Below are 18,652 nucleotides of genomic sequence, written 5' to 3' on the forward strand. Positions count from 1 at the left end.
CGGGAGGCGCGTGGCGGCCCCGCTATGCGCCTCCCGTCCGTCGCCTCGCCGCGTCCCTCCCGCGAAACGCAACCTCGGCGGTTCCGCGCAGCGCTACTCCGCTGCGAGCTGTCGCCGACGTTGCGTGTTGCGGGTGCGGGTCCGGACGGCGGTGCCGACGAGCACGGCCGGGATCGCGATGACCGCCGCCGTGCTCGTCAGGTACAGCACGCCGGACCAGATCGTGTGCGCGGCGCCGTCGGTCGGCCACGAGTCAGCGACGTCCATGCCGAGCCAGAAGCCCGACTGGAACGTCGCGAGGGCGCCCGCAGCGAGGACGCCGAGGTGCAGCACCGCGATCGTCGTCGCCGGCAGCCGCGACGCGAGTCCGACGACCGCGGCGGTGAGCGCCAGCCCCACACCGATCCCTGCGACCACGAGCACGCCGACGACGTCCTGCGCCACGTCGTTGCCCACGTCCACCCGCGCGTAGATCTGCGCGAGCGAGCGCCCCGGCACCGCGCCGAGCGGATCCAGCACGAGTGCGTTCACGGCCAGCAGCGCCGCGTAGGCCGCGACGACCACCACCCCGACGACGGCGACGACGATGCGGGCACGGCCCCCGGTGTTCCCCATGCGGCGAGGCTAGCGACGGGCCGGACCGGCACGCGTCCACCGACCGGATGACCCGTGGAATGGGCCGCCGCACCCGGTGGTTATCATCGGGGTACTCACCAAGGGAGCCATCATGGTCGACGTCCATCGCGTCAAACTCCCCGGAGTCGGCGTGCTGCACAGCTTCTACACCGACGACGGTGGCAAGTGCGGTGTCATCACGCACCGGTCGGGGCACTCCGACCTCATCTCGTTCGCCGACGTCTCCGACGGCGCGGACAAGTCGGAGAAGGTCTCGCTCCGCCTGAGCGAGGACGAGGCGCACACCCTCGCCGAACTGCTCGGCGGTACCCGGATCACCGAGGGCCTCGACAAGCTCGACGAGATCCCCGGCCTGTCGATCGACTGGTTCAGCGTCGACTACGAGGACGCCATCGCCGGCAAGCCCCTCGGCGACCTGCACGACTCGGGCTTCATCGGCCTGACCGTCGTCGCCGTGGTCCGCGGCGACAGCGCCAACCCCGCTCCCTCGCCGGACTTCGTCGTGTTCCCCGGTGACACCATCGTCGTCGCCGGCGCTCCCGAGAAGGTCGCCAAGGCGTTCTCCTTCTACCGCAGCGGACAGCTGGCGGCGGCTGCCGCCGAGGCGCCGCCCGGGAGCTGACCCGTGCACCTCGGCGGCGAACTGCTCACCATCGGTGTGCTCTTCGTCATCGCCTACGTGCTCGGGCGCCTGGGCAAGACGATCGGTCTGCCCGCCATCCCGATCTACATGGTGGTCGGGCTCATCGCGAGCCCGCACACCCCGTGGATCGGCCTCAACGTCGAGTCGCACACGATCGAGCTCATCGCGACCTTCGGGCTCATCCTCCTGCTCTTCAACCTCGGGCTGGAGTTCGACCAGGAGGAGTTCTACGGCAACGCCGGGAAGCTCCTGGTCTCCGGCGGCACGTACGTCGCCATCAACATGGGCGTCGGGTTCGCCTTCGGGTTCTCGCTCGGCTGGGGCACGCGAGAGGCCCTGATCATCGCGGGCATGACGGCCACGTCGTCGAGTGCGATCGTCACGAAGCTGCTCATCGAGCTGCGGCGCCTGGCGAACGACGAGACCCCGATGATCCTGGGCGTCACCGTCATCGAGGACGTCTTCATCGCCATCTACCTGGCGATCGTCTCCGTGGTGCTCTCCGGCGACACGAACCTCTGGGCCGTGGTCGGCAAGCTCGCGCTCGCGTTCGGCTTCCTCATCGTCATGTTCACGCTCGCCCGGTTCGCCGGCAAGTGGGTGTCGAAGATCTTCGCCACCCGCGACGACGAGCTGTTCACGGTGCTGTTCTTCGGGCTGGCGGTGATGTTCGGCGGCATCGGTGACCTGCTCGGCGTGACCGACGCCATCGGTGCGTTCGTGATCGGCCTGCTCTGCGGTGCGACCCGGTACCGGGACCGCATCGAGCAGCTGGCGCTCCCGATGCGCGACGTGTTCGCGGCGTTCTTCTTCGTGAACTTCGGCCTCGGACTCGACCTGTCGACCTTCGGCGAGGTGCTCTGGCCCGTCCTCGGCGCGATCGGCATGACCATCGTGCTGAACGCCGTCGCCGGGCAGCTCGTCGCCCGCATGAACGGCTTCAACGTCCAGCAGGGGATCAACACCGCGGTGATCCTGGTCAACCGCGGCGAGTTCGCGCTGATCCTCGCGACGCTGTCGGCTGCCGCCGGCCTGGAGGCGCGGATCACCGCCTTCGCGGGCCTCTACGTCCTCGTGATGGCCGTCCTGGGTCCGCTGCTCGCCGTCAACTCGGACCGGATCGGCCGCCTCGTGGTGCGTCCCGCCCGGGTGGCGCGGCTGCGCCAGCGCCTGCGCGACCGGCTCGGCCGCGGCACGGGCCGATCGGGAACGGACGGCGCTGCCGGCGCTGCCGGTGTCGGGATCCCGGCCGGACCGGCCCTCGACGAGGCGATCGACACCGCCGCCGAGGCCGGCGTCGCCGACCAGGACGCGGCGGCCGCCGCGCGTCGTGCCGAGCGGGACCGCCAGTTCGCCGAGGAGTTCGCCCTCGTGGAGGCTGCGGGCAGGGAAGAGCGCGAGAATGGGTCACCGGAGCCGACGACGAGCGAACCCGTGACGTCGCCGGTGGACATCCCTGCCGAGCGCCCGAAGCGCCCGGTCCGCCAGCGCGATCCGGAGTACTGATACAGATGTGGGCCGTAGCCCGACGACCGAGGTGGATCGCACTGCTCCTGCTGGCGCTCGTGCTCGCCGGGACCTTCGCGGGCCTCGGCAAGTGGCAGCTCGAGCGGAGCATCGCGAACGGCAAGCCCCTGCCGGCGACGACCGAGACCCGCAAGGCCCTCGACGACGTCACCGAGCCCGGCCGTGCGGCGTCGGAGTCCATCGCCGGGCAGCGCATCTCCGTCACGGGCACGTTCGTCGCGGGTGACACGACGATCCTGACCGGGCGGTCCGGCGGCGGCACCTACCAGGCGATCGGACACCTCGTCGACACGGAGACCGGTGCGAGCCTGCCGGTCGTGATCGGCTGGTCCGACCAGCGGCGACAGGCCGAGGCCGGCGGCGAGCGCCTCACCGACGGCCAGGAGCTCACGGTGCAGGGGCGCTACTACCCGGCAGAGTCCCCGGACCAGGACGCCTACAGCAAGGGTGAGTACTCGGCCGTGGCCCCGGCCCGGTTTGTGAACACCTGGAAGGCCTTCGACGACCGGATGTACATCGGGTACGTCGTCGCCGACGGCACCACCGCGAAGGCCGCCGACCTCGGCACCATCGCCGACCGTGCTCCGACGCGCGAGGTCCGCTTCGACTGGCTCAACCTCTTCTACGCGATCGAGTGGGTCGTGTTCGCCGGGTTCGCCGTGTTCCTCTGGTACCGGTTCGTGAAGGACGCCTGGGAGCGCGAGCAGGAGGACGCCCGCGACGCCGCAGCCGCGGACACCGACGCCGCCGGGAGCCCGGGGGAGCCCGCCGAGCCCGCCCGGTCGCACCGGTAGGATCGACCCATGGCCCTGACCGTCCGCACGCGTGACATCCCGAAGATCCCGGGCGCGGTGAAGTGGTACCGCGTCTCCGCGTACATCACCGGCGTGCTGCTGCTCGCGCTCGTGATCGAGGTCGTCATCAAGTACACGCCGCTGCAGCTCGAGATGCAGCTCGGCAACGGCCCGTTCTTCGTGCCGAACGGCACCGCGGGCGAAGCACCCGGCACGTTCAACCTGTCGATCGCGATCCTCATCGCGCACGGCTGGCTCTACGTGCTGTACCTGTTCACGGACTTCCGCCTGTGGAGCATCATGCGCTGGAGGCCGTCGCGCTTCCTGCTCATCGCCCTCGGCGGCATCATCCCGTTCATGTCCTTCGTGGTGGAGCACCGCATGCAGCAGAAGGCCATGGACACCTACCACGAGCTGACCGCTGCCCAGCAGCGTGAGAAGGAGGCCGCTCGGTGAGCGAGACCGAACAGCGCCCCGTCCTGGTCGTCGACTTCGGCGCGCAGTACGCCCAGCTGATCGCACGGCGCGTGCGTGAGGCGAACGTCTACAGCGAGATCGTCCCGCACTCGATCACGGCGGACGAGGTCCGCGAGAAGGACCCGGCGGCCATCGTGCTCTCCGGTGGTCCGTCGTCCGTGTACGAGGACGGTGCGCCGTCCCTCGACGGTGAGATCCTCGACCTCGGCGTGCCCGTGCTCGGCATCTGCTACGGCTTCCAGGCCATGGCGAAGTCGCTCGGCGGCGAGGTCGCGCACACCGGCCTCCGCGAGTACGGCGCCACCGACGTGACCGTGTCGGGCACCGACAGCGTGCTGCTCGGTGACCAGCCCGAGTCCCAGGTCACGTGGATGTCGCACGGCGACTCCGTGGCGAAGGCGCCGGAGGGCTTCGCGGTCCTCGCGTCGAGCGCCTCGACCCCGGTCGCCGCGTTCGCCTCCGACGAGCGCAAGCTCTACGGCGTGCAGTGGCACCCCGAGGTGAAGCACTCCGCGTACGGCCAGGCCGTGCTCGAGAACTTCCTGCACCGCGCCGCAGGCCTCCCCGGTGACTGGAACTCCGCGAACGTCATCGAGGAGCAGGTCGAGCGGATCCGCGCGCAGGTGGGCTCGGCACGCGTCATCGCCGGGCTCTCGGGCGGTGTCGACTCCGCCGTCGCCGCGGCCCTGGTGCACAGGGCCGTCGGTGACCAGCTCACCTGCGTCTTCGTCGACCACGGGCTCCTGCGCGCCGACGAGCGCAAGCAGGTGGAGGAAGACTACGTCGCCTCGACCGGTGTCCGCCTGGTCACGGTCGACGCCGAGCAGCAGTTCCTCGACGCCCTCGCCGGCGTCAGCGACCCCGAGCAGAAGCGCAAGATCATCGGGCGCGAGTTCATCCGCACGTTCGAGGCGGCGGCCGAGGCCCTCGTGCTCGAGGCGCGCGGCGACGATGATGCCGGAGAGGTCAAGTTCCTCGTCCAGGGCACGCTCTACCCCGACGTGGTCGAGTCCGGCGGCGGATCCGGTACCGCGAACATCAAGTCGCACCACAACGTCGGCGGCCTGCCCGAGGACATGACGTTCGAGCTCGTCGAGCCGCTGCGCACCCTGTTCAAGGACGAGGTGCGAGCCGTCGGCCGCGAGCTCGGGCTGCCCGAGGTCATCGTCGGCCGCCAGCCGTTCCCCGGCCCCGGGCTCGGCATCCGCATCGTCGGCGAGGTCACGAAGGACCGCCTCGAGCTGCTCCGGGCCGCGGACAAGATCGCGCGCGAGGAGCTCACCGCGGCCGGCCTCGACGAGGAGATCTGGCAGTGCCCGGTCGTCCTGCTCGCCGACGTCCGCTCCGTGGGCGTCCAGGGTGACGGTCGTACCTACGGCCACCCGATCGTGCTCCGTCCGGTCTCGTCGGAGGACGCCATGACCGCCGACTGGACGCGCCTGCCGTACGACACCCTGGCGAAGATCTCGAACCGCATCACGAACGAGGTCCCCGACGTGAACCGCGTCGTGCTCGACGTCACGTCGAAGCCGCCGGGGACGATCGAGTGGGAGTGACCACTCCCTGACGCCCCGAGGGCCCGGTACGCACTGCGTGCCGGGCCCTCGCTGTGTGTCCGTGCCGCTTTCAGCCCGTCCGGGTCGCCCGGTTGGTCCGCCCCGGTCGCACGACGTGCCGCCAGCGGACGTTCCGGTTGCACGACATGCCGCTCGTGCGAGAGGTGAGCGGCAGGTCATGCGACGAGAACATGTCGGGGCGGGCGCCGCCCTCCCGGCACACGACGAAGGGCCCCGGCGTGTGCCGGGGCCCTTCGTGTCGATCAGGTGCGAGCTACTCGCGGTTGCTCGCCAGGATCGCGAGGATGCGCAGGATCTCGATGTACAGCCACACCAGGGTGACGATGAGGCCGAACGCCGCGGTCCAGGCGTAGATGCGGGGAGCGCCGCGCTGGACGCCGGTCTTGATCTGGTCGAAGTCGAGCACCAGCGAGTACGCCGCCATGAGCACCACGAAGATGCCGATGATGACGCCCAGCGGGATGCCGAAGATCTCGAAGCTCCGGAGACCGAACGCGGAGTTCGTCACGCCGGTCCACATGAGCACGAGGTTCACGAGCGAGAAGACCAGGTAGCCGACCATCGCGACGAGGAAGAACCGGGTCGCCTTCGGCGTCGCGCGCACCTTGCCGGACGTGAAGAGCAGCAGCGTCACCGCGAAGACACCGAGGGTGCCGAACACAGCCTGCGTGACGATGCCGTCGAACTGGCTGTTGAACATCGCCGAGATGCCGCCGACGAACAGGCCCTCGAAGAACGCGTACGCCAGGACGAGCCCCGGCGACGGCTTCTTCTTGAACGTGTTGACGAGCGCGAGCACGAACCCGACGATCGCGCCGACGATCCAGACGATCGGCGGCAGGTTCCAGCCGGCGACGGCGCCGACGAGGAGCACGCCGAACGCGAGCAGCGTCTTGACGATGGTGTCCTCGTACGACATGCGGTCGGTGTCGACCGGGCTCGCCGTCGGGCGGTCGTACATGTACTGCAGCTGCTCGGGCGTCATGCCGCCCTGCTGCGGGTACTGTCCCTGCTGTGGGGTGCGTCCCCAGCCCGCCTGCTGCTGACCAGCGCCGGCGCCCCAGGCGCCACGGCCCTGGTCGTTGAAGGCGGGGGACTGGTCGAAACCGGGCTTGAAGGCCATGGTGTCCTCTTCCTCGGAGATTTACGTCCTCTCAGCCTAGGGGCGCCCCGTCGCGGAAGGCTGAGGATTCGCGGCGAGCGGAAGCGGGACCCGGTGGTCCCGACACCGGGAGCCTACGGTCGCGGTCTGCGTGGCTGCCCCGAGCTCGTCGTGAGCTGGCCGACCGCCGGACGGGCGCCTGCGGGGCGGCGTCGGGCCGCGCCTCCCGGCCGGTTGGTGCCCGCACGCCGTCGGTCGGCGACCGCCGGAGCCGACCGGACCTGCGGGTACAGCCACGAGACCAGCGCGACCGAGACGACCATGAGCAGCAGCCAGGCGACGACCTTCGTCGGCGCGACCGGCTGCCACGCTCCCGCCTGCGCCGGGTAGGACCAGGCGCCGGCCCAGGTCGCGACGTTCTCGGCCAGCCAGATGAACAGCGCGACGAGCGCCATCGCGAGCAGGACCGGCATCCGCAGCGTCGCGCGGTGCACGCGGACGTGCATCGTGGTGCGTGCGAACAGGGCCACGACCAGGGCGAGCAGCACGTACCGCGCGTCCCACACGAAGTGGTGCCCGAAGAAGTTCGCGTAGATGCCCGCCGCGACGAGCACGAGCGACCACTGCCGCGGGTACCGGTCGAAGCGCAGGTCGAACAGCCGCACGACCCGGACCATGTACGACCCGACCGCGCCGTACATGAACCCGGAGAAGAGCGGCACGCCCGCCACCACGAGCCAGCCGTCGCCCGCGTACTCCCACGACCCGACGTGGGTCTTGAAGACCTCCATCACCGTGCCGACCACGTGGAAGACCATCACCACCCGGAGCTCCCGGACCGTCTCGAGGCCGAACACGAGCATCGCGACCTGGATCGCCGCCGCGGACATCGTGAGGACGTCGTTCCGGGCCCCGGGCGGCACGGTCAGGTGAACCACGACCATCGTCGCGAGGAGCAGCACCCCGAACGTGCACGCCCACGCCTGCTTCGCGCCGAACACCAGGAACTCGGTGAGGGCGAGGCGGCCCGGGCGGTGCGGCTGGTGCCCGGCGTCGAGCAGGCGGCGGGCCGCGCGGTCGATGCGGGCCTCGACGGCGGTGGAGAGGTGTCGGACGGTCACGGAGCGACCCTCCGCGGGCGGCCTGGGAACGAGGGGCGACGGCTGAACGGATGTGTCCACAGGCACACCGTGAGGACACCTGCGGGCAGGGTCGAGCGGCTACGGTTCGGCGCATGACCCGTGTGATCGCCCACCGTGGCGCCTCCGGCCACCGACCGGAGCACTCCCGGAGTGCCTACGAACTGGCCGTCGGCCTCGGTGCCGACGCGATCGAGCCGGACCTCGTGCCGACGAAGGACGGCGTGCTCGTGCTGCGGCACGAGAACGAGGTGTCCGGCACGACGGACGTCGCCGACCACCCCGAGTTCGCACACCTGCGGACGACGAAGACCGTCGACGGCCAGAGCGTGACGGGCTGGTTCACCGAGGACTTCACGTGGGACGAGCTGCGGACGCTCCGGGTCCGGGAGCGCCTTCCCCAGCTGCGTCCGGCGTCGGCGGCGCACGACGGCGAGGACGGCGTCCTGCGACTCGAGGACCTGCTCGGCATCCTCGACGCGGCTCCACGCCCGGTCGGGCTCGTCGCCGAGGTCAAGCACGCGCACTTCTTCGAGCAGGCCGGCTTCCCGATGGCGCAGCTGCTCGACGACACGCTCGGGGACGCCGGGTGGCGTGGCGACGACCGGCTGACGATCGAGTCGTTCGAGAAGACGGTGCTCCGTCAGCTCGGCGCACGGGGGACGGGTGGTCGGCTCGTGTACCTCCAGGAGGCCCGTGGCAGTGCCGCGGACGAGGTCGCCGCCCACGGATCGGCGGCTCCCTCGTGGGCGTCGGAGCGCACGGACGCCGCGCTGGCCGGGTTCGCCGCGGAGTTCCACGGCATCAGCGTCGACCTGAAGACCCTGATGGCGGGGGTCGACAGCGTCGCCGTCGACGACCCGCGCCCGGTCCGGAGCGTCATCGTCGAGCGCGCACACGCTGCGGGGCTCGCCGTCTACACGTGGACGCTCCGGCCGGAGAACCGGTTCCTGCCGGCGCCACTGCGGCGCGGGGGCGACGTGGCAGCGCACGGCGACTGGGAGCGGTGGTTCACCTCGGTCGTGCGGACCGGGGTGGACGGGGTGTTCGCGGACCACCCGGACCTGGCGGTGCGGGCGCGGTCACTCGTCGAGAGCGCCACCGACTGATCCGTCAGCTCCGCACGTCCGCACGCCGCGGAGTCGACGTCGCTGCACCGCCGCGGTCGCGCGGACGGTCCGCCAGGTGGCGATCGCAGCAGCGGCCGCAGCCGAGACCGAGATGAGCAGGCGGAAGGCCGGGAGGGGTGCCCACGCGTGGGACCAGTACGTCTCGAGCACCCACACGCAGAGCGCCGCCAGGCCGCCGGCGAGCAGTGCGTGCGCGACGACGTGCACGCCGCGGCGGGCGGAGATCCGGGCGAGCGCCCACCCGAGTGCGTACGTGCAGGGGAGCGCCACGACCCCGCCCCCGATCGTCACGAGCCCCGCGACGACGGCGAGGAGGACGATCGTGAGGGCGAGAGCGGGCGGGCCCTCGGGGCTCCCGATGCCGCCGTCGGCGAGGAAGGACCAGCCGGCCCCGACCGTGATCGTCACGGGCGTCGTGACGAACGACATCCAGACCCAGCTCCGCTCGACGAGCTCGACGGCGTCACCTGCGGTCCACGTCCTCATGCCCGACAGCCTGTCCGCCGTCGGACCCGATCCCGGTCCTGGTGCGTCGCAGTGTGTCCCGCGGCCCACGGACCGCAGCCGCTGCGCCTGTCGGAGGGCGCGCCTAGACTGACCCGGTCATGACGATCGTGCTCGACCCCTTCGACCAGTCCCCCGAGCCGGGCGCGGGCAACCGCCCCGGCGGGTACGACGACCCCTTCACAGCGGGTCTCAACCCCCAGCAGAAGGAAGCCGTCGAGTACCGCGGCGAGTCCCTGCTCATCGTGGCCGGTGCCGGATCGGGCAAGACGAGCGTGCTCACCCGCCGCATCGCCCTGCTGCTGGCGAACCGCGAGGCCTGGCCGTCGCAGATCCTCGCCATCACGTTCACGAACAAGGCCGCCGCCGAGATGCGCGAGCGCGTGCAGGCACTGGTCGGGCAGGCCGCCGAGGGCATGTGGATCTCGACGTTCCACTCGGCGTGCGTACGGATACTCCGGCGCGAGGCCGAGCGCTTCGGGTTCCCGCAGTCGTTCACGATCTACGACTCCGCGGACTCCCGCGCCCTCCTCAAGCGGATCATCAAGGAGCTCGAGGCGGACTCCCTCGGGCTGACCGTCGGCGCCGCGGCGTCGAAGATCTCGAAGCTCAAGAACGAGCTGCAGGACGTCGACACCTACGCCCGGAACATCAACGTGAACGACCCGCAGGAGGTCATGTTCACGGAGGTGTTCCGGCGCTACACGAACGAGCTCCGCCGGGCGAACGCCTTCGACTTCGACGACCTCATCGGGCAGACCGTCTTCCTGTTCCGCGCGTTCCCCGAGGTCGCCGCGCTCTACCAGCGCCGCTTCCGGTTCGTCCTGGTCGACGAGTACCAGGACACCAACCACGCGCAGTACGCCCTGATCCGCGAGCTCACCCGCCCGGTGCCCGTCGAGCAGGTCGACAAGCTCGAGGACACCGGACAGCACGTCGCCCGGATGCGCGAGGCCGACGGGTCGATCGCCCCGGCATCGCTCACCGTCGTCGGTGACTCGGACCAGTCGATCTACGCCTTCCGCGGCGCGGACATCCGGAACATCGTCGAGTTCGAGCGGGACTTCCCGAACTCGAAGGTGATCCTGCTCGAGCAGAACTACCGGTCGACGCAGACGATCCTCGACGCTGCGAACGCCGTCATCGCGAACAACTTCGACCGCCAGGCGAAGAACCTGTTCACCGACGTCGGGGCCGGCGACAAGATCGTCGGCTTCACCGGGTACACCGGCCACGACGAGGCGCAGTTCGTCGCCGACGAGATCCAGCGCCTGCACGACGAGGGCACGTCGTACCGGGACATGGCCGTGTTCTACCGGACCAACTCGCAGACGCGTGCGCTCGAGGAGATCTTCATCCGCTCGGCGATCCCGTACCGGGTGCTCGGCGGCACGAAGTTCTACGAGCGTGCCGAGATCAAGGACGCCATGGCGTACCTGATCACCGTCGCCAACCCGGCTGATCCGCTGTCGCTCCGGCGCATCCTCAACGTGCCCAAGCGCGGCATCGGTGCCGTGACGGAGACGGCACTGCAGCGCTACGCCGACGAGCACGAGACCTCGATGCGCGACGCCCTGCGGCACGCCGACGAGCTCGGGTTCGGGCCGAAGGTGCGGACCGCGATCACGTCGTTCGCAGCGCTGCTCGACGACGTCGCTTCGCGCGCCGCGACCCAGCCGGTGGTCGACACGCTCACGCAGCTGCTCGACGGCTCCGGGCTGCTCGAGAACCTGCGGAAGTCGCCCGACGCGCAGGACGCGGCGCGTGCGGACAACATCGACGAGCTCGTGGCGGTGACGCGGGAGTTCCAGAAGAACAACCCCGAGGGCACCCTGTCCGACTTCCTGACCGAGGTCTCCCTGGTCGCAGCGGCCGACGAGCTCGACGACTCGTCCGGCACCGTGTCGCTCATGACGCTGCACACGGCGAAGGGCCTGGAGTACGACGCGGTGTTCCTCACCGGCGTCGAGGAGGACCTGCTGCCGCACCGGATGTCCGCGAACGAGCCGGGCGGCCCCGCCGAGGAACGCCGGCTCTTCTACGTCGGCATCACCCGAGCGAAGAAGTCGCTCTTCCTGTCGCTGGCGATGACCCGCGCGCAGTTCGGCGACGTCAACGTGGCGATGCCGTCCCGCTTCCTGCAGGAGATCCCCGAGGGACTGATCGAGTGGAAGCAGTCGCCCGGCATGGCGAACAGCCGTGGGGGGACCGAACCGCGCGCGCTGAACGCCCGTCGCGGTGGCGGTCCGGGTGGCTTCGGCGGTGCCGGCGGGGGCGGCGGTGGCTACCGCGGCGGTGGCGGCTTCGGCGGCGGTTCCTACGACCGTGCGGCCGCGGCGGCGAAGACCCGTCCGAAGACCGAGTGGGCGAACCGGGTGTCCGGGCAGGTCCGGGACAACGGTGACATGGAACTCGTCGCCGGAGACCGCATCAAGCACGTCGACTTCGGCGAGGGCACGGTGTCCGCGGTGACCGGGCAGGGCGCGAAGCGCATCGCCGAGATCGCCTTCGACGCCGCGGGTCGCAAGAAGTTGCTCATCAAGATCGCGCCGATCGAGAAGCTCTGACGGCAGCGGGCGCGGTGGTGCCGGTCGACCCGGGCGGGTCGACCGGCACCCGGTCAGCTCAGCGATCCACGGGGGACCACTTCCCGTCCATCTCCGAGCGCTCCTCGTCGGTCATGGGTCGGACGTCCTCCGTGCCGTCGGCGTTGCGCGAGACCGCGATGCCGCCCGCTCCGGGGTCCTGTGCGGCGGCAGCCGGGGCGCTCGTCGTGCTCGCAGCGGGGTCGGTCGGTGTCGCGGGCGCGGCGTTCGCGACGGACGTCCCGCCGACGAGGGCTGCGCCCAGCGCGCAGGTGGCGACGGCGGTGGCGAGCAGGTGCTTCGAGGTGGTCATGGTTCCTCCTGGGATCGGGGAGCGGCGGCTGGTCCGGCGCTCCTGAGTCCAGGGAACAGCATGTGATGTTCCAGATTTCGCACTCGCAGGTGATCTCTGGACGATGACCACCCGGCGCTCAGCCCGCGTGCTGATCGAGCCGCGCCGCGGTCGAGGGCGGGAGGTCAGCGCACCATCCGGACCGCATCGAGCCCGTGCGGGCCGATCGGTTCGTGCTTGACGGTGCCGTCCCGCTCGAAGCCGTTCCGGCGGTAGAAGGCCTCGGCGCGCGCGTTGCCGTCGGCGACCCAGAGGAACGCGGGCGCGGTGCCGATCGCGGCGTCGAGCAACGCCTGTCCGACGCCCGCTCCGTGCTGCGCGGCGAGGACGTAGATGCCCTCGAGCTCGCGGTCCCGCGGGGCCTCGCCGCGACCGGGCCCCGCGGACGCCCAGCCGACGATCGCGTCGCCGACGGTGGCGACGAGCACGTCGACACCGGGCTCGGCGATGATCCCGCGCCATCGTGCCGCGCGGGCATCGACGTCGAGGGCCGCGAGGAACTCCGCCGGCAGGAGGTGGGCGTAGGCCTCGCGCCACGCCTGCACGTGCACGGCGGCGATCGCGTCGGCGTCTCGCACGTCGGCCGGTCGGACGGTGAGCGCGTGCGTGGTCCCCATCCGACGACGGTACCGCTGGCCCTGCCGTCGGCGTCGAGCCACGTTCCCGACGTCGAACCAGCACCGGCGGCTGGTTCGATGTCGGAGTCCTGGTTCGACGTGCCGCTGCACAACGCGGAGCACGTCGCGCCGTGGGGTTCCGTGGCGCGAGGTGCTCCCGGTTGTGCGGAACGCAGCGCCGCCCCGCGGCACCGCGACCCCGCGGCACCGCGACCCCGCGGCACCGCGCCGACCGCGCAGCGCTACGGCTGCAGCCGCGCCACGTCCCAGCCGTCGCTGGCGCGGACGTACTGCAGCCGCCGGTGCATCCGGTCGCGGCTGCCCTGCCAGAACTCCACCACGTCGGGCTCGAGCCGCCACGCCACCCAGCCCTCCGGGCGCGGCACGTCGTCGTCGCTCTCGTCGAGCAGCACGTTCGCGTCGTCGATCAGGTCCTGCAGCGTGCGCGGTTCGAGCACGTCCGACTGGTCGGCGATCGCGGTGGCGGCGCGTGACTTCGGCGAGCGGTCGGCGAACAGCGCGTCGGACTCCTCGTCGGACAGCTGCACGGCCCGGCCCTCGAAGCGCAGCTGCTGCATGCTCTCGCGCCAGTACACCTGCAGCGCCGCGTGCGGGTTGTCCGCCAGCTGCCGTCCCTTCGGGCTCAGGGTCGAGGTGCCGAACACCAGCCCGCGGTCGTCGAGCCGCTTCACGTCGACGGTGCGGGCGGACACCCGCCCGTCGGTGCCGGCGGTCGCGAGGGTCATCGACATCGGCTCGGACACCTCGCGCTCCGCGGCGCCGTCGAGCCAGGCTCGGGCGACGTCGAACGGGGACGCGGGCGGCGCGTCGAACTCGGGCAGGTGCAAGGAGTCGTCACCGGAGAGCGAACTGGACATGCCTCCACCCAACCGTGCTCAGTCGGTCCACGTCCAGGTCGCCGGGGGACGACCGCCCCGGCCGGTGGACGTCGGGGAGGCATCGGTCCGGACGAGCGCGGGGTTCGTCCGGAGTGCACGGTTGAGGTTGCCGGCATCCGGGGCGGTCCCGTGGAGCGCCGCGTGGAGTACTGCCGCCGCACTCGTCGGGAAGACGTCACCGAGCAGGGCGCGTGTCATCGGGACGTCCCGCCAGAGCCGGGTGCGCACCTGGACGAGGGCGGCCCGCACGATCGTGTCGTGGTCGAACGGGAGGCCCAGGTCGCCCCCGTCGGTCGACCTCCACACCACGGGCCCGCCGTCCACCGCCGGTGCCACGACCGCCGCGAACGCGATGCTGATCGCGGTCTCCCGCGGGTCGCGGGACGGGCCGTCGAACGCACCGACCTGTGCGAGGTGCCGCACCGCCCCGGTGCCGATGGCGGCCTTGGTGCGCAGGGCGCGCCGTGCACCGTCGGCGAGGCGTTCCGCAGCGTCCAGGAGCACGCCGGGCAGCGCCTCCCGGCCGGCGTACGGGTCGTACGCCCGGCGCGCGGTGGCGACCCGCAGACCCTCCGTCACCGTGAACGACACCGGGACGACGTCGATCGCGATGAGCGGCTGGTCGCGGGTCGCCGTGTGGGCGTCGGTCACACCGACGCCCAGCGGGCCGCGCGGGCGGCGCGTTCGGTGCGGAGCGTCTCGCGCACGTCGGCGAACGACTGGTGCACCCGGAAGCGGCCGTCGACCCAGACGGGCTGGAGCAGGCTGGTCGCCTCGTCCTCGGCGGTGGCCTCGTCGGTCTGGCGGATCTCGCCGGTGTCGTCGCGGTGCAGGGCGATGCGGCCCTTCGCGCTCTTCTTGCCGCTGCCGGTCTTCGGGTCCTTCTGGATGTCGACCGGCTGCCCGTCGACGAGGGCCCACGTGGCCTTCACGGCGCTGCCGAGGTTGTCGCGCGTCATGTACTGGTACGTGTACGACCCGATGCCGAGCACGACGTTGTCGCTCGCGTAGCCCTTCGCGGCGAGGCGCTCGTAGATGCGACGGGCACGGTCGAGCGTGATGCTGTCGCCGTAGATGACGCCGATGTGCTGGTCGAGCACCTTGAAGCCCCGCTCGTTGACGGTGTGCCCGAACAGCTCGTCGAGGAGCTCGACGACGCCCTTCTCCTCGTGGCTGCGCGACGGGTCGGTCAGCGCTGCCTGGTCGACGCCGTGCACGGTGCCGGTGACGATGTCGACCGGGTCGCCGGAGTCCGGGCGGATGACGAGCTTGCCGTCGCGGGCCGTGATGCGGTCCTCGAGCTGCGGGAGCGTCTCGGTGATCACCTTGAACAGGTCGAAGCCGTCGCTCACCGCCGAGACGATGCCGGTCGGGTACACGTCGAGGATCTGCGCGAACGTCTCGAGCTCGCCGTCGGCGCCGCGGACGCACATCACGCTGTGCTCGGTGGCGGGGACGCTGGCCGCCACCCAGCCGTTGTCGCCCGGGTAGTAGCGGTCGATGAAGTCGAGCGACGGCATCGAGTCGGTGCCGAGGAACGACAGCAGGTGTCCGGCACCGCCCGCGGCGGCGGACTCGATGCTCGTCTGCCCGCGGAACGAGAAGTCGTGGGCGGCGAAGTCGATGCTCGCCGGGTCGGCGCCGGTGCGCTCGGCCCACTCCTCCATGAGGTCCCGGTACTCGAGCGCCTTCGTCGCGACGGTCGAGGGGTGCCAGATCGACGCCGACAGGGCGGTCTCGATGTAGTTCGGCAGCCAGAAGAAGTCGTCGAGGGTGTTCTCGACCGTCAGCGTCGCGACGCCGATCGGGGCGAGGGTGCCCTCGGGGAGCGCCCGGATCTCGAGCGGGAGGTACCCGAGGCGGTGCAGGGCGCGGACGTGGTCGACACCGATGTGGTTCGGGCCGAAGTAGCCCTGCAGTGCCTGCTCGAACAACCGCGCGACCTCGTCCTCGTCGGCGGCGAAGAACGGCGCCCACGCCTCGACCAGGTACCGCTGCACGAACGCCTGCAGCCCGAAGACCACCGCGTGGGTCGACTCGGGCATGTGCGCGTTCGAGCGGTTCGTCCAGTTGATCAGGATCCGGGTCGTGCCCTCGGGGTAGACCTGCCGGTGCGAGTGCTTGTACCCGTCGACCGCCAGCAGCGGGGCGATCGGACTCGCGGTGGTGGTGCGGGGCTCGAGGCCCGTCGTGGTCGTCATCGGATCTCCTTCGTGAGGTACGGGCTGAGCGGGACGGTGCGGAGGCCCGGGACGTCCTGCTGTGCGGGGTAGCTGTCGGTGGTGACGATCTCGCCGAAGTGCTCGGCGAGCTGCGGGGCCCGTCCGGAGAAGACGCCGTGCGAGACCCAGAGGCCCAGGCGCTCCGCCGGCAGGCCGGTCGAGCCGGCGAGGCCCGCGAAGGTGCCGCCGCCGTCGCAGATGTCGTCGACGACGAGCAGCCGACCGGTCTCGGGGAGCGGCTCGCACGAGAACCCGTCGAGCTTGCCGGTGTCCGGGTTGCGGTGCTTCTCGGCGCGGAACAGGGGGAGACCGGCTGCCTCGGCGACGAGCGCCGCCCGGGCGACCGCGCCCTTGTCCGGGGCGATGATGCCGCTGTAGTCGGACCCGGCGAGGACCGCGTCGTGCACGACCCGCTCGCTCGGCACCACGGTGAGGCGCTCGACCAGCCCGACGATGACGGGCGAGTGGGGGTCGAAGGCGATCACCTGGTCGATGGCGAAGCCGTTCAGGACGTCCGCGTAGACCTTCGCGCCGAAGGGGAGTCCGCGGTCCTGCCGCGCTCCGGGCAGGTACGGGACGAGCGCCACCGAGCGTGCCCCGCGCTGTCGGACCGCGTCCGCCCACATGCCGAGCATCACCAGGTCGTCGCCGCCGGTGCCGCGCAGGGTCGCGATCTCGGTGGTCGCCCCCGCGTCGGCGTCGTCCCGGACCTTGACGTGTGCCTCGCCCGCGGGGAACCGCATCGTGGAGAACGTCGGTGTCGTCGGTGTGCCCTGGGCGTCCCAGGTGCTGAGTTCGACTGCCATGCTCCGACCGTACCACCGTTCTTGTCGACATGACAAGAAATTGTCGGGATCAGTGGGCGTACCGCGCGGCGATCCGGTGCATGGCCCGCAGCAGCAGCGGCCCCGGGAGTCGGAGCGCCCACCCCGGCACGAGGCTCCGCACGCACCGGACGAGCGCGACGGTCCGCCGGAAGCGCCGCTGCTCGCGCGGCCCCCACGCGAAGCCGTACGCGGTCCGCAGGGCGTCCGGCAGCATGCCGACGGTGACGATGCGGACGAGCGGCATCGCGGTGCGGACCCACAGCGGTGCGAAGCGGGGGTGCAGGAGGTCGCGCACGATCCCGCGCGCGTCGTCGGTGACGTGCAGGGAGGGCAGGGTCGCACCCCAGTACACGTCGAAGGAGGCCACCGAGGCGAACCAACCGTCGGCGGGCACGCGCAGGGACGTCGCGATCGGGGCGTAGGCCGCCAGGACACGCTCGGCGTCGTCGGGCGACAGGGGGTCGCCGAACAGCTCGTGTGCCCGTCGTGCGGAGTCGAACAGGGTCGCCGCCACCCACCGCTGCCGGTCGACGTCGTCGGCGCCCTCGACCGGTCGGTGCGCCCGGTCGACGAACGCGGTCGCCACGGCAGCGTCGGTCTCGGTCCCGATCACGACGGCGTACACGAACATCAGGGTGTGGGCCAGCCGCTGCTGCGGTCGGCGGGCGAAGTCGGAGTGCCGTCGGACCCCGGCTGCGACGACCGGGTCCGCGATCTGCAGCAGGATGGCGCGGCCACCGGCCGCGACGGGTGTGCTGTCCGCCAGCCACCGACGCAGGTCGCGGTCGGCGACGTGACCGTGTGCCGGACGGGAGGCCCGTGGTCCGCCCGTCGCACCGCGTCCGTCCGCCGTTCGGTCGCCGTGGCCGGCGGGGCGGGGGTGGGACGAGCCTCCCGGCCGTCGCGTCACGGGCGTGTCCCGGATCGCCGTGCCCGCCGCAGCGCTGCGGTGTCGAGGAACAGGGCTGCGGCCAGGGCCACTGCGCCGCCGATCAGTGCGCCGACCAGCCACGCGACGCTCACGAGTGTGCCGCCCGCAGCCGCCAGCAGTGTCACGACCAGCCAGATGGCCGGCAGGGGCCACCGGTGCGCCGTCGCGCCGGTGACCAGGGCGAGCACGACACCCGCGACGAGCAGCGGAAGCCAGGCGACCCCGCCGCTCCGGGCACCCGAGTGCGCCGCCGCGGCGACGAGCAGCAGGGACGCCAGCGAGAGGAGCCGGGCCAGCGCGGGCGTCGCACGGACACGGTCGCGGACGCCACGGAGCACGGCCCGATCGTACTGGGCCGTGCTCCGTGGGGGTCGTGCGGGTGTGGTGCTCAGAGCGGCTTCGTGCCGAGGTCGCCGCCGAGGTCCGGACGCTCGGTGTCGTCGTCGTGCTCCCACAGGTCGGGCGAGCCCTCGCGCGGAGCGCCACCGGTGGGGCCGTCGTCGGTTCCGTCGCCCGGCTGGGGCTCGACGGTCTCGCCGGCGACGGCGTCGTTCGTGACGGTCTCGAGGGACTCCTCGGACTCGTCGACCTCGTACGGACCCACGTGCTCGCGGTCCAGGTCGTCGGTGCGGCGCTCCTGGGCGTCGAAGTCGTCGACGGGGCTGATGCCGGGGTCGCTCATGGTGCAGT

At 71.5% G+C, this 18,652-nt stretch carries 20 protein-coding genes; 7 read left to right on the forward strand and 13 right to left on the reverse strand.

The window, feature by feature from the left end; all coding sequences use genetic code 11:
- Positions 1-93: 93 nt before the first annotated feature.
- Positions 94-615, reverse strand: coding sequence for a hypothetical protein (locus tag PIJ49_RS08895; protein WP_209685309.1), 522 nt, complete (start codon positions 613-615; stop codon positions 94-96).
- Between the two features lie 112 nt (positions 616-727).
- On the opposite strand from PIJ49_RS08895, the gene PIJ49_RS08900 reads away from it, so the two are divergent.
- From PIJ49_RS08900 to guaA, 5 genes are read left to right on the forward strand one after another with little or no spacing between them, the layout of a single operon-like run.
- Complete coding sequence (locus PIJ49_RS08900; RefSeq protein WP_058728934.1) at positions 728-1,258, forward strand: cation:proton antiporter regulatory subunit; 531 nt, start codon at positions 728-730, stop codon at positions 1,256-1,258.
- Between the two features lie 3 nt (positions 1,259-1,261).
- Positions 1,262-2,785 (forward strand): cation:proton antiporter, encoded by a 1,524-nt coding sequence (locus PIJ49_RS08905; protein WP_209685311.1) that lies wholly within the window; start codon positions 1,262-1,264, stop codon positions 2,783-2,785.
- 5 nt (positions 2,786-2,790) lie between these two features.
- On the forward strand, positions 2,791-3,600 hold the full coding sequence (locus tag PIJ49_RS08910; protein ID WP_271826373.1) for an SURF1 family cytochrome oxidase biogenesis protein: 810 nt from the start codon (positions 2,791-2,793) through the stop codon (positions 3,598-3,600).
- 9 nt (positions 3,601-3,609) lie between these two features.
- Complete coding sequence (locus tag PIJ49_RS08915; protein WP_066656914.1) at positions 3,610-4,056, forward strand: DUF3817 domain-containing protein; 447 nt, start codon at positions 3,610-3,612, stop codon at positions 4,054-4,056.
- Complete coding sequence (gene guaA / locus PIJ49_RS08920; RefSeq protein WP_066656912.1) at positions 4,053-5,633, forward strand: glutamine-hydrolyzing GMP synthase; 1,581 nt, start codon at positions 4,053-4,055, stop codon at positions 5,631-5,633. Before PIJ49_RS08915 ends, guaA begins: the two co-directional genes overlap by 4 nt.
- A 274-nt stretch (positions 5,634-5,907) precedes the next feature.
- Here the strand turns inward: guaA and PIJ49_RS08925 are convergent, their stop codons facing one another.
- Both PIJ49_RS08925 and PIJ49_RS08930 read right to left on the reverse strand, forming a co-directional pair.
- Positions 5,908-6,777, reverse strand: coding sequence for a Bax inhibitor-1/YccA family protein (locus PIJ49_RS08925; RefSeq protein WP_209685315.1), 870 nt, complete (start codon positions 6,775-6,777; stop codon positions 5,908-5,910).
- A gap of 113 nt (positions 6,778-6,890) precedes the next feature.
- A complete protein-coding gene (locus tag PIJ49_RS08930) occupies positions 6,891-7,877 on the reverse strand; it encodes a DUF817 domain-containing protein (protein WP_271826374.1) in 987 nt (328 codons plus the stop codon).
- A gap of 113 nt (positions 7,878-7,990) precedes the next feature.
- Between PIJ49_RS08930 and PIJ49_RS08935 the strand changes: the two genes are divergently transcribed.
- Positions 7,991-9,004 carry a glycerophosphodiester phosphodiesterase family protein gene (locus PIJ49_RS08935; RefSeq protein WP_271826375.1) on the forward strand — a complete coding sequence of 338 codons (1,014 nt, stop codon included), beginning with the start codon at positions 7,991-7,993 and terminating at the stop codon, positions 9,002-9,004.
- On the opposite strand, the gene PIJ49_RS08940 is transcribed toward PIJ49_RS08935, so the two are convergent.
- On the reverse strand, positions 8,978-9,511 hold the full coding sequence (locus tag PIJ49_RS08940) for a hypothetical protein (RefSeq protein WP_271826376.1): 534 nt from the start codon (positions 9,509-9,511) through the stop codon (positions 8,978-8,980). The two genes, PIJ49_RS08935 and PIJ49_RS08940, sit on opposite strands and share 27 nt — an antisense overlap.
- A gap of 119 nt (positions 9,512-9,630) precedes the next feature.
- On the opposite strand from PIJ49_RS08940, the gene PIJ49_RS08945 reads away from it, so the two are divergent.
- Positions 9,631-12,096, forward strand: a complete 2,466-nt coding sequence (locus PIJ49_RS08945) for an ATP-dependent helicase (protein ID WP_066656896.1) — start codon at positions 9,631-9,633, stop codon at positions 12,094-12,096.
- A 58-nt stretch (positions 12,097-12,154) separates the two neighbouring features.
- On the opposite strand, the gene PIJ49_RS08950 is transcribed toward PIJ49_RS08945, so the two are convergent.
- The 9 genes from PIJ49_RS08950 to PIJ49_RS08990 all read right to left on the reverse strand — a co-directional run bounded on the left by PIJ49_RS08950 (position 12,155) and on the right by PIJ49_RS08990 (position 18,644).
- A complete protein-coding gene (locus PIJ49_RS08950) occupies positions 12,155-12,427 on the reverse strand; it encodes a hypothetical protein (RefSeq protein ID WP_251160922.1) in 273 nt (90 codons plus the stop codon).
- A gap of 164 nt (positions 12,428-12,591) precedes the next feature.
- Positions 12,592-13,083 (reverse strand): GNAT family N-acetyltransferase, encoded by a 492-nt coding sequence (locus tag PIJ49_RS08955; protein ID WP_271826377.1) that lies wholly within the window; start codon positions 13,081-13,083, stop codon positions 12,592-12,594.
- Between the two features lie 242 nt (positions 13,084-13,325).
- On the reverse strand, positions 13,326-13,961 hold the full coding sequence (locus PIJ49_RS08960; RefSeq protein ID WP_271826378.1) for a pyridoxal 5'-phosphate synthase: 636 nt from the start codon (positions 13,959-13,961) through the stop codon (positions 13,326-13,328).
- 18 nt (positions 13,962-13,979) lie between these two features.
- Positions 13,980-14,633, reverse strand: a complete 654-nt coding sequence (locus PIJ49_RS08965; protein ID WP_271826379.1) for an NUDIX hydrolase — start codon at positions 14,631-14,633, stop codon at positions 13,980-13,982.
- Complete coding sequence (locus PIJ49_RS08970; protein WP_271826380.1) at positions 14,630-16,183, reverse strand: nicotinate phosphoribosyltransferase; 1,554 nt, start codon at positions 16,181-16,183, stop codon at positions 14,630-14,632. Before PIJ49_RS08970 ends, PIJ49_RS08965 begins: the two co-directional genes overlap by 4 nt.
- Positions 16,180-17,010 carry a phosphoribosyltransferase family protein gene (locus tag PIJ49_RS08975; protein ID WP_066656877.1) on the reverse strand — a complete coding sequence of 277 codons (831 nt, stop codon included), beginning with the start codon at positions 17,008-17,010 and terminating at the stop codon, positions 16,180-16,182. Before PIJ49_RS08975 ends, PIJ49_RS08970 begins: the two co-directional genes overlap by 4 nt.
- A 49-nt stretch (positions 17,011-17,059) precedes the next feature.
- Entirely contained in the window at positions 17,060-17,941 is an 882-nt protein-coding gene (locus tag PIJ49_RS08980; RefSeq protein WP_271826381.1) for an oxygenase MpaB family protein, read from the reverse strand.
- Entirely contained in the window at positions 17,938-18,300 is a 363-nt protein-coding gene (locus tag PIJ49_RS08985; protein WP_209685331.1) for a hypothetical protein, read from the reverse strand. The genes PIJ49_RS08980 and PIJ49_RS08985 overlap by 4 nt, the downstream gene beginning before the upstream one ends.
- A gap of 50 nt (positions 18,301-18,350) precedes the next feature.
- The gene (locus PIJ49_RS08990; RefSeq protein WP_066656863.1) at positions 18,351-18,644 is read right to left on the reverse strand and encodes a hypothetical protein; all 294 of its coding nucleotides are present in this window, start codon (positions 18,642-18,644) and stop codon (positions 18,351-18,353) included.
- Positions 18,645-18,652 lie beyond the last annotated feature (8 nt).

It is taken from the genome of Curtobacterium uvaldense (genome assembly GCF_028307415.1).
Classification (GTDB): Bacteria; Actinomycetota; Actinomycetes; order Actinomycetales; family Microbacteriaceae; genus Curtobacterium.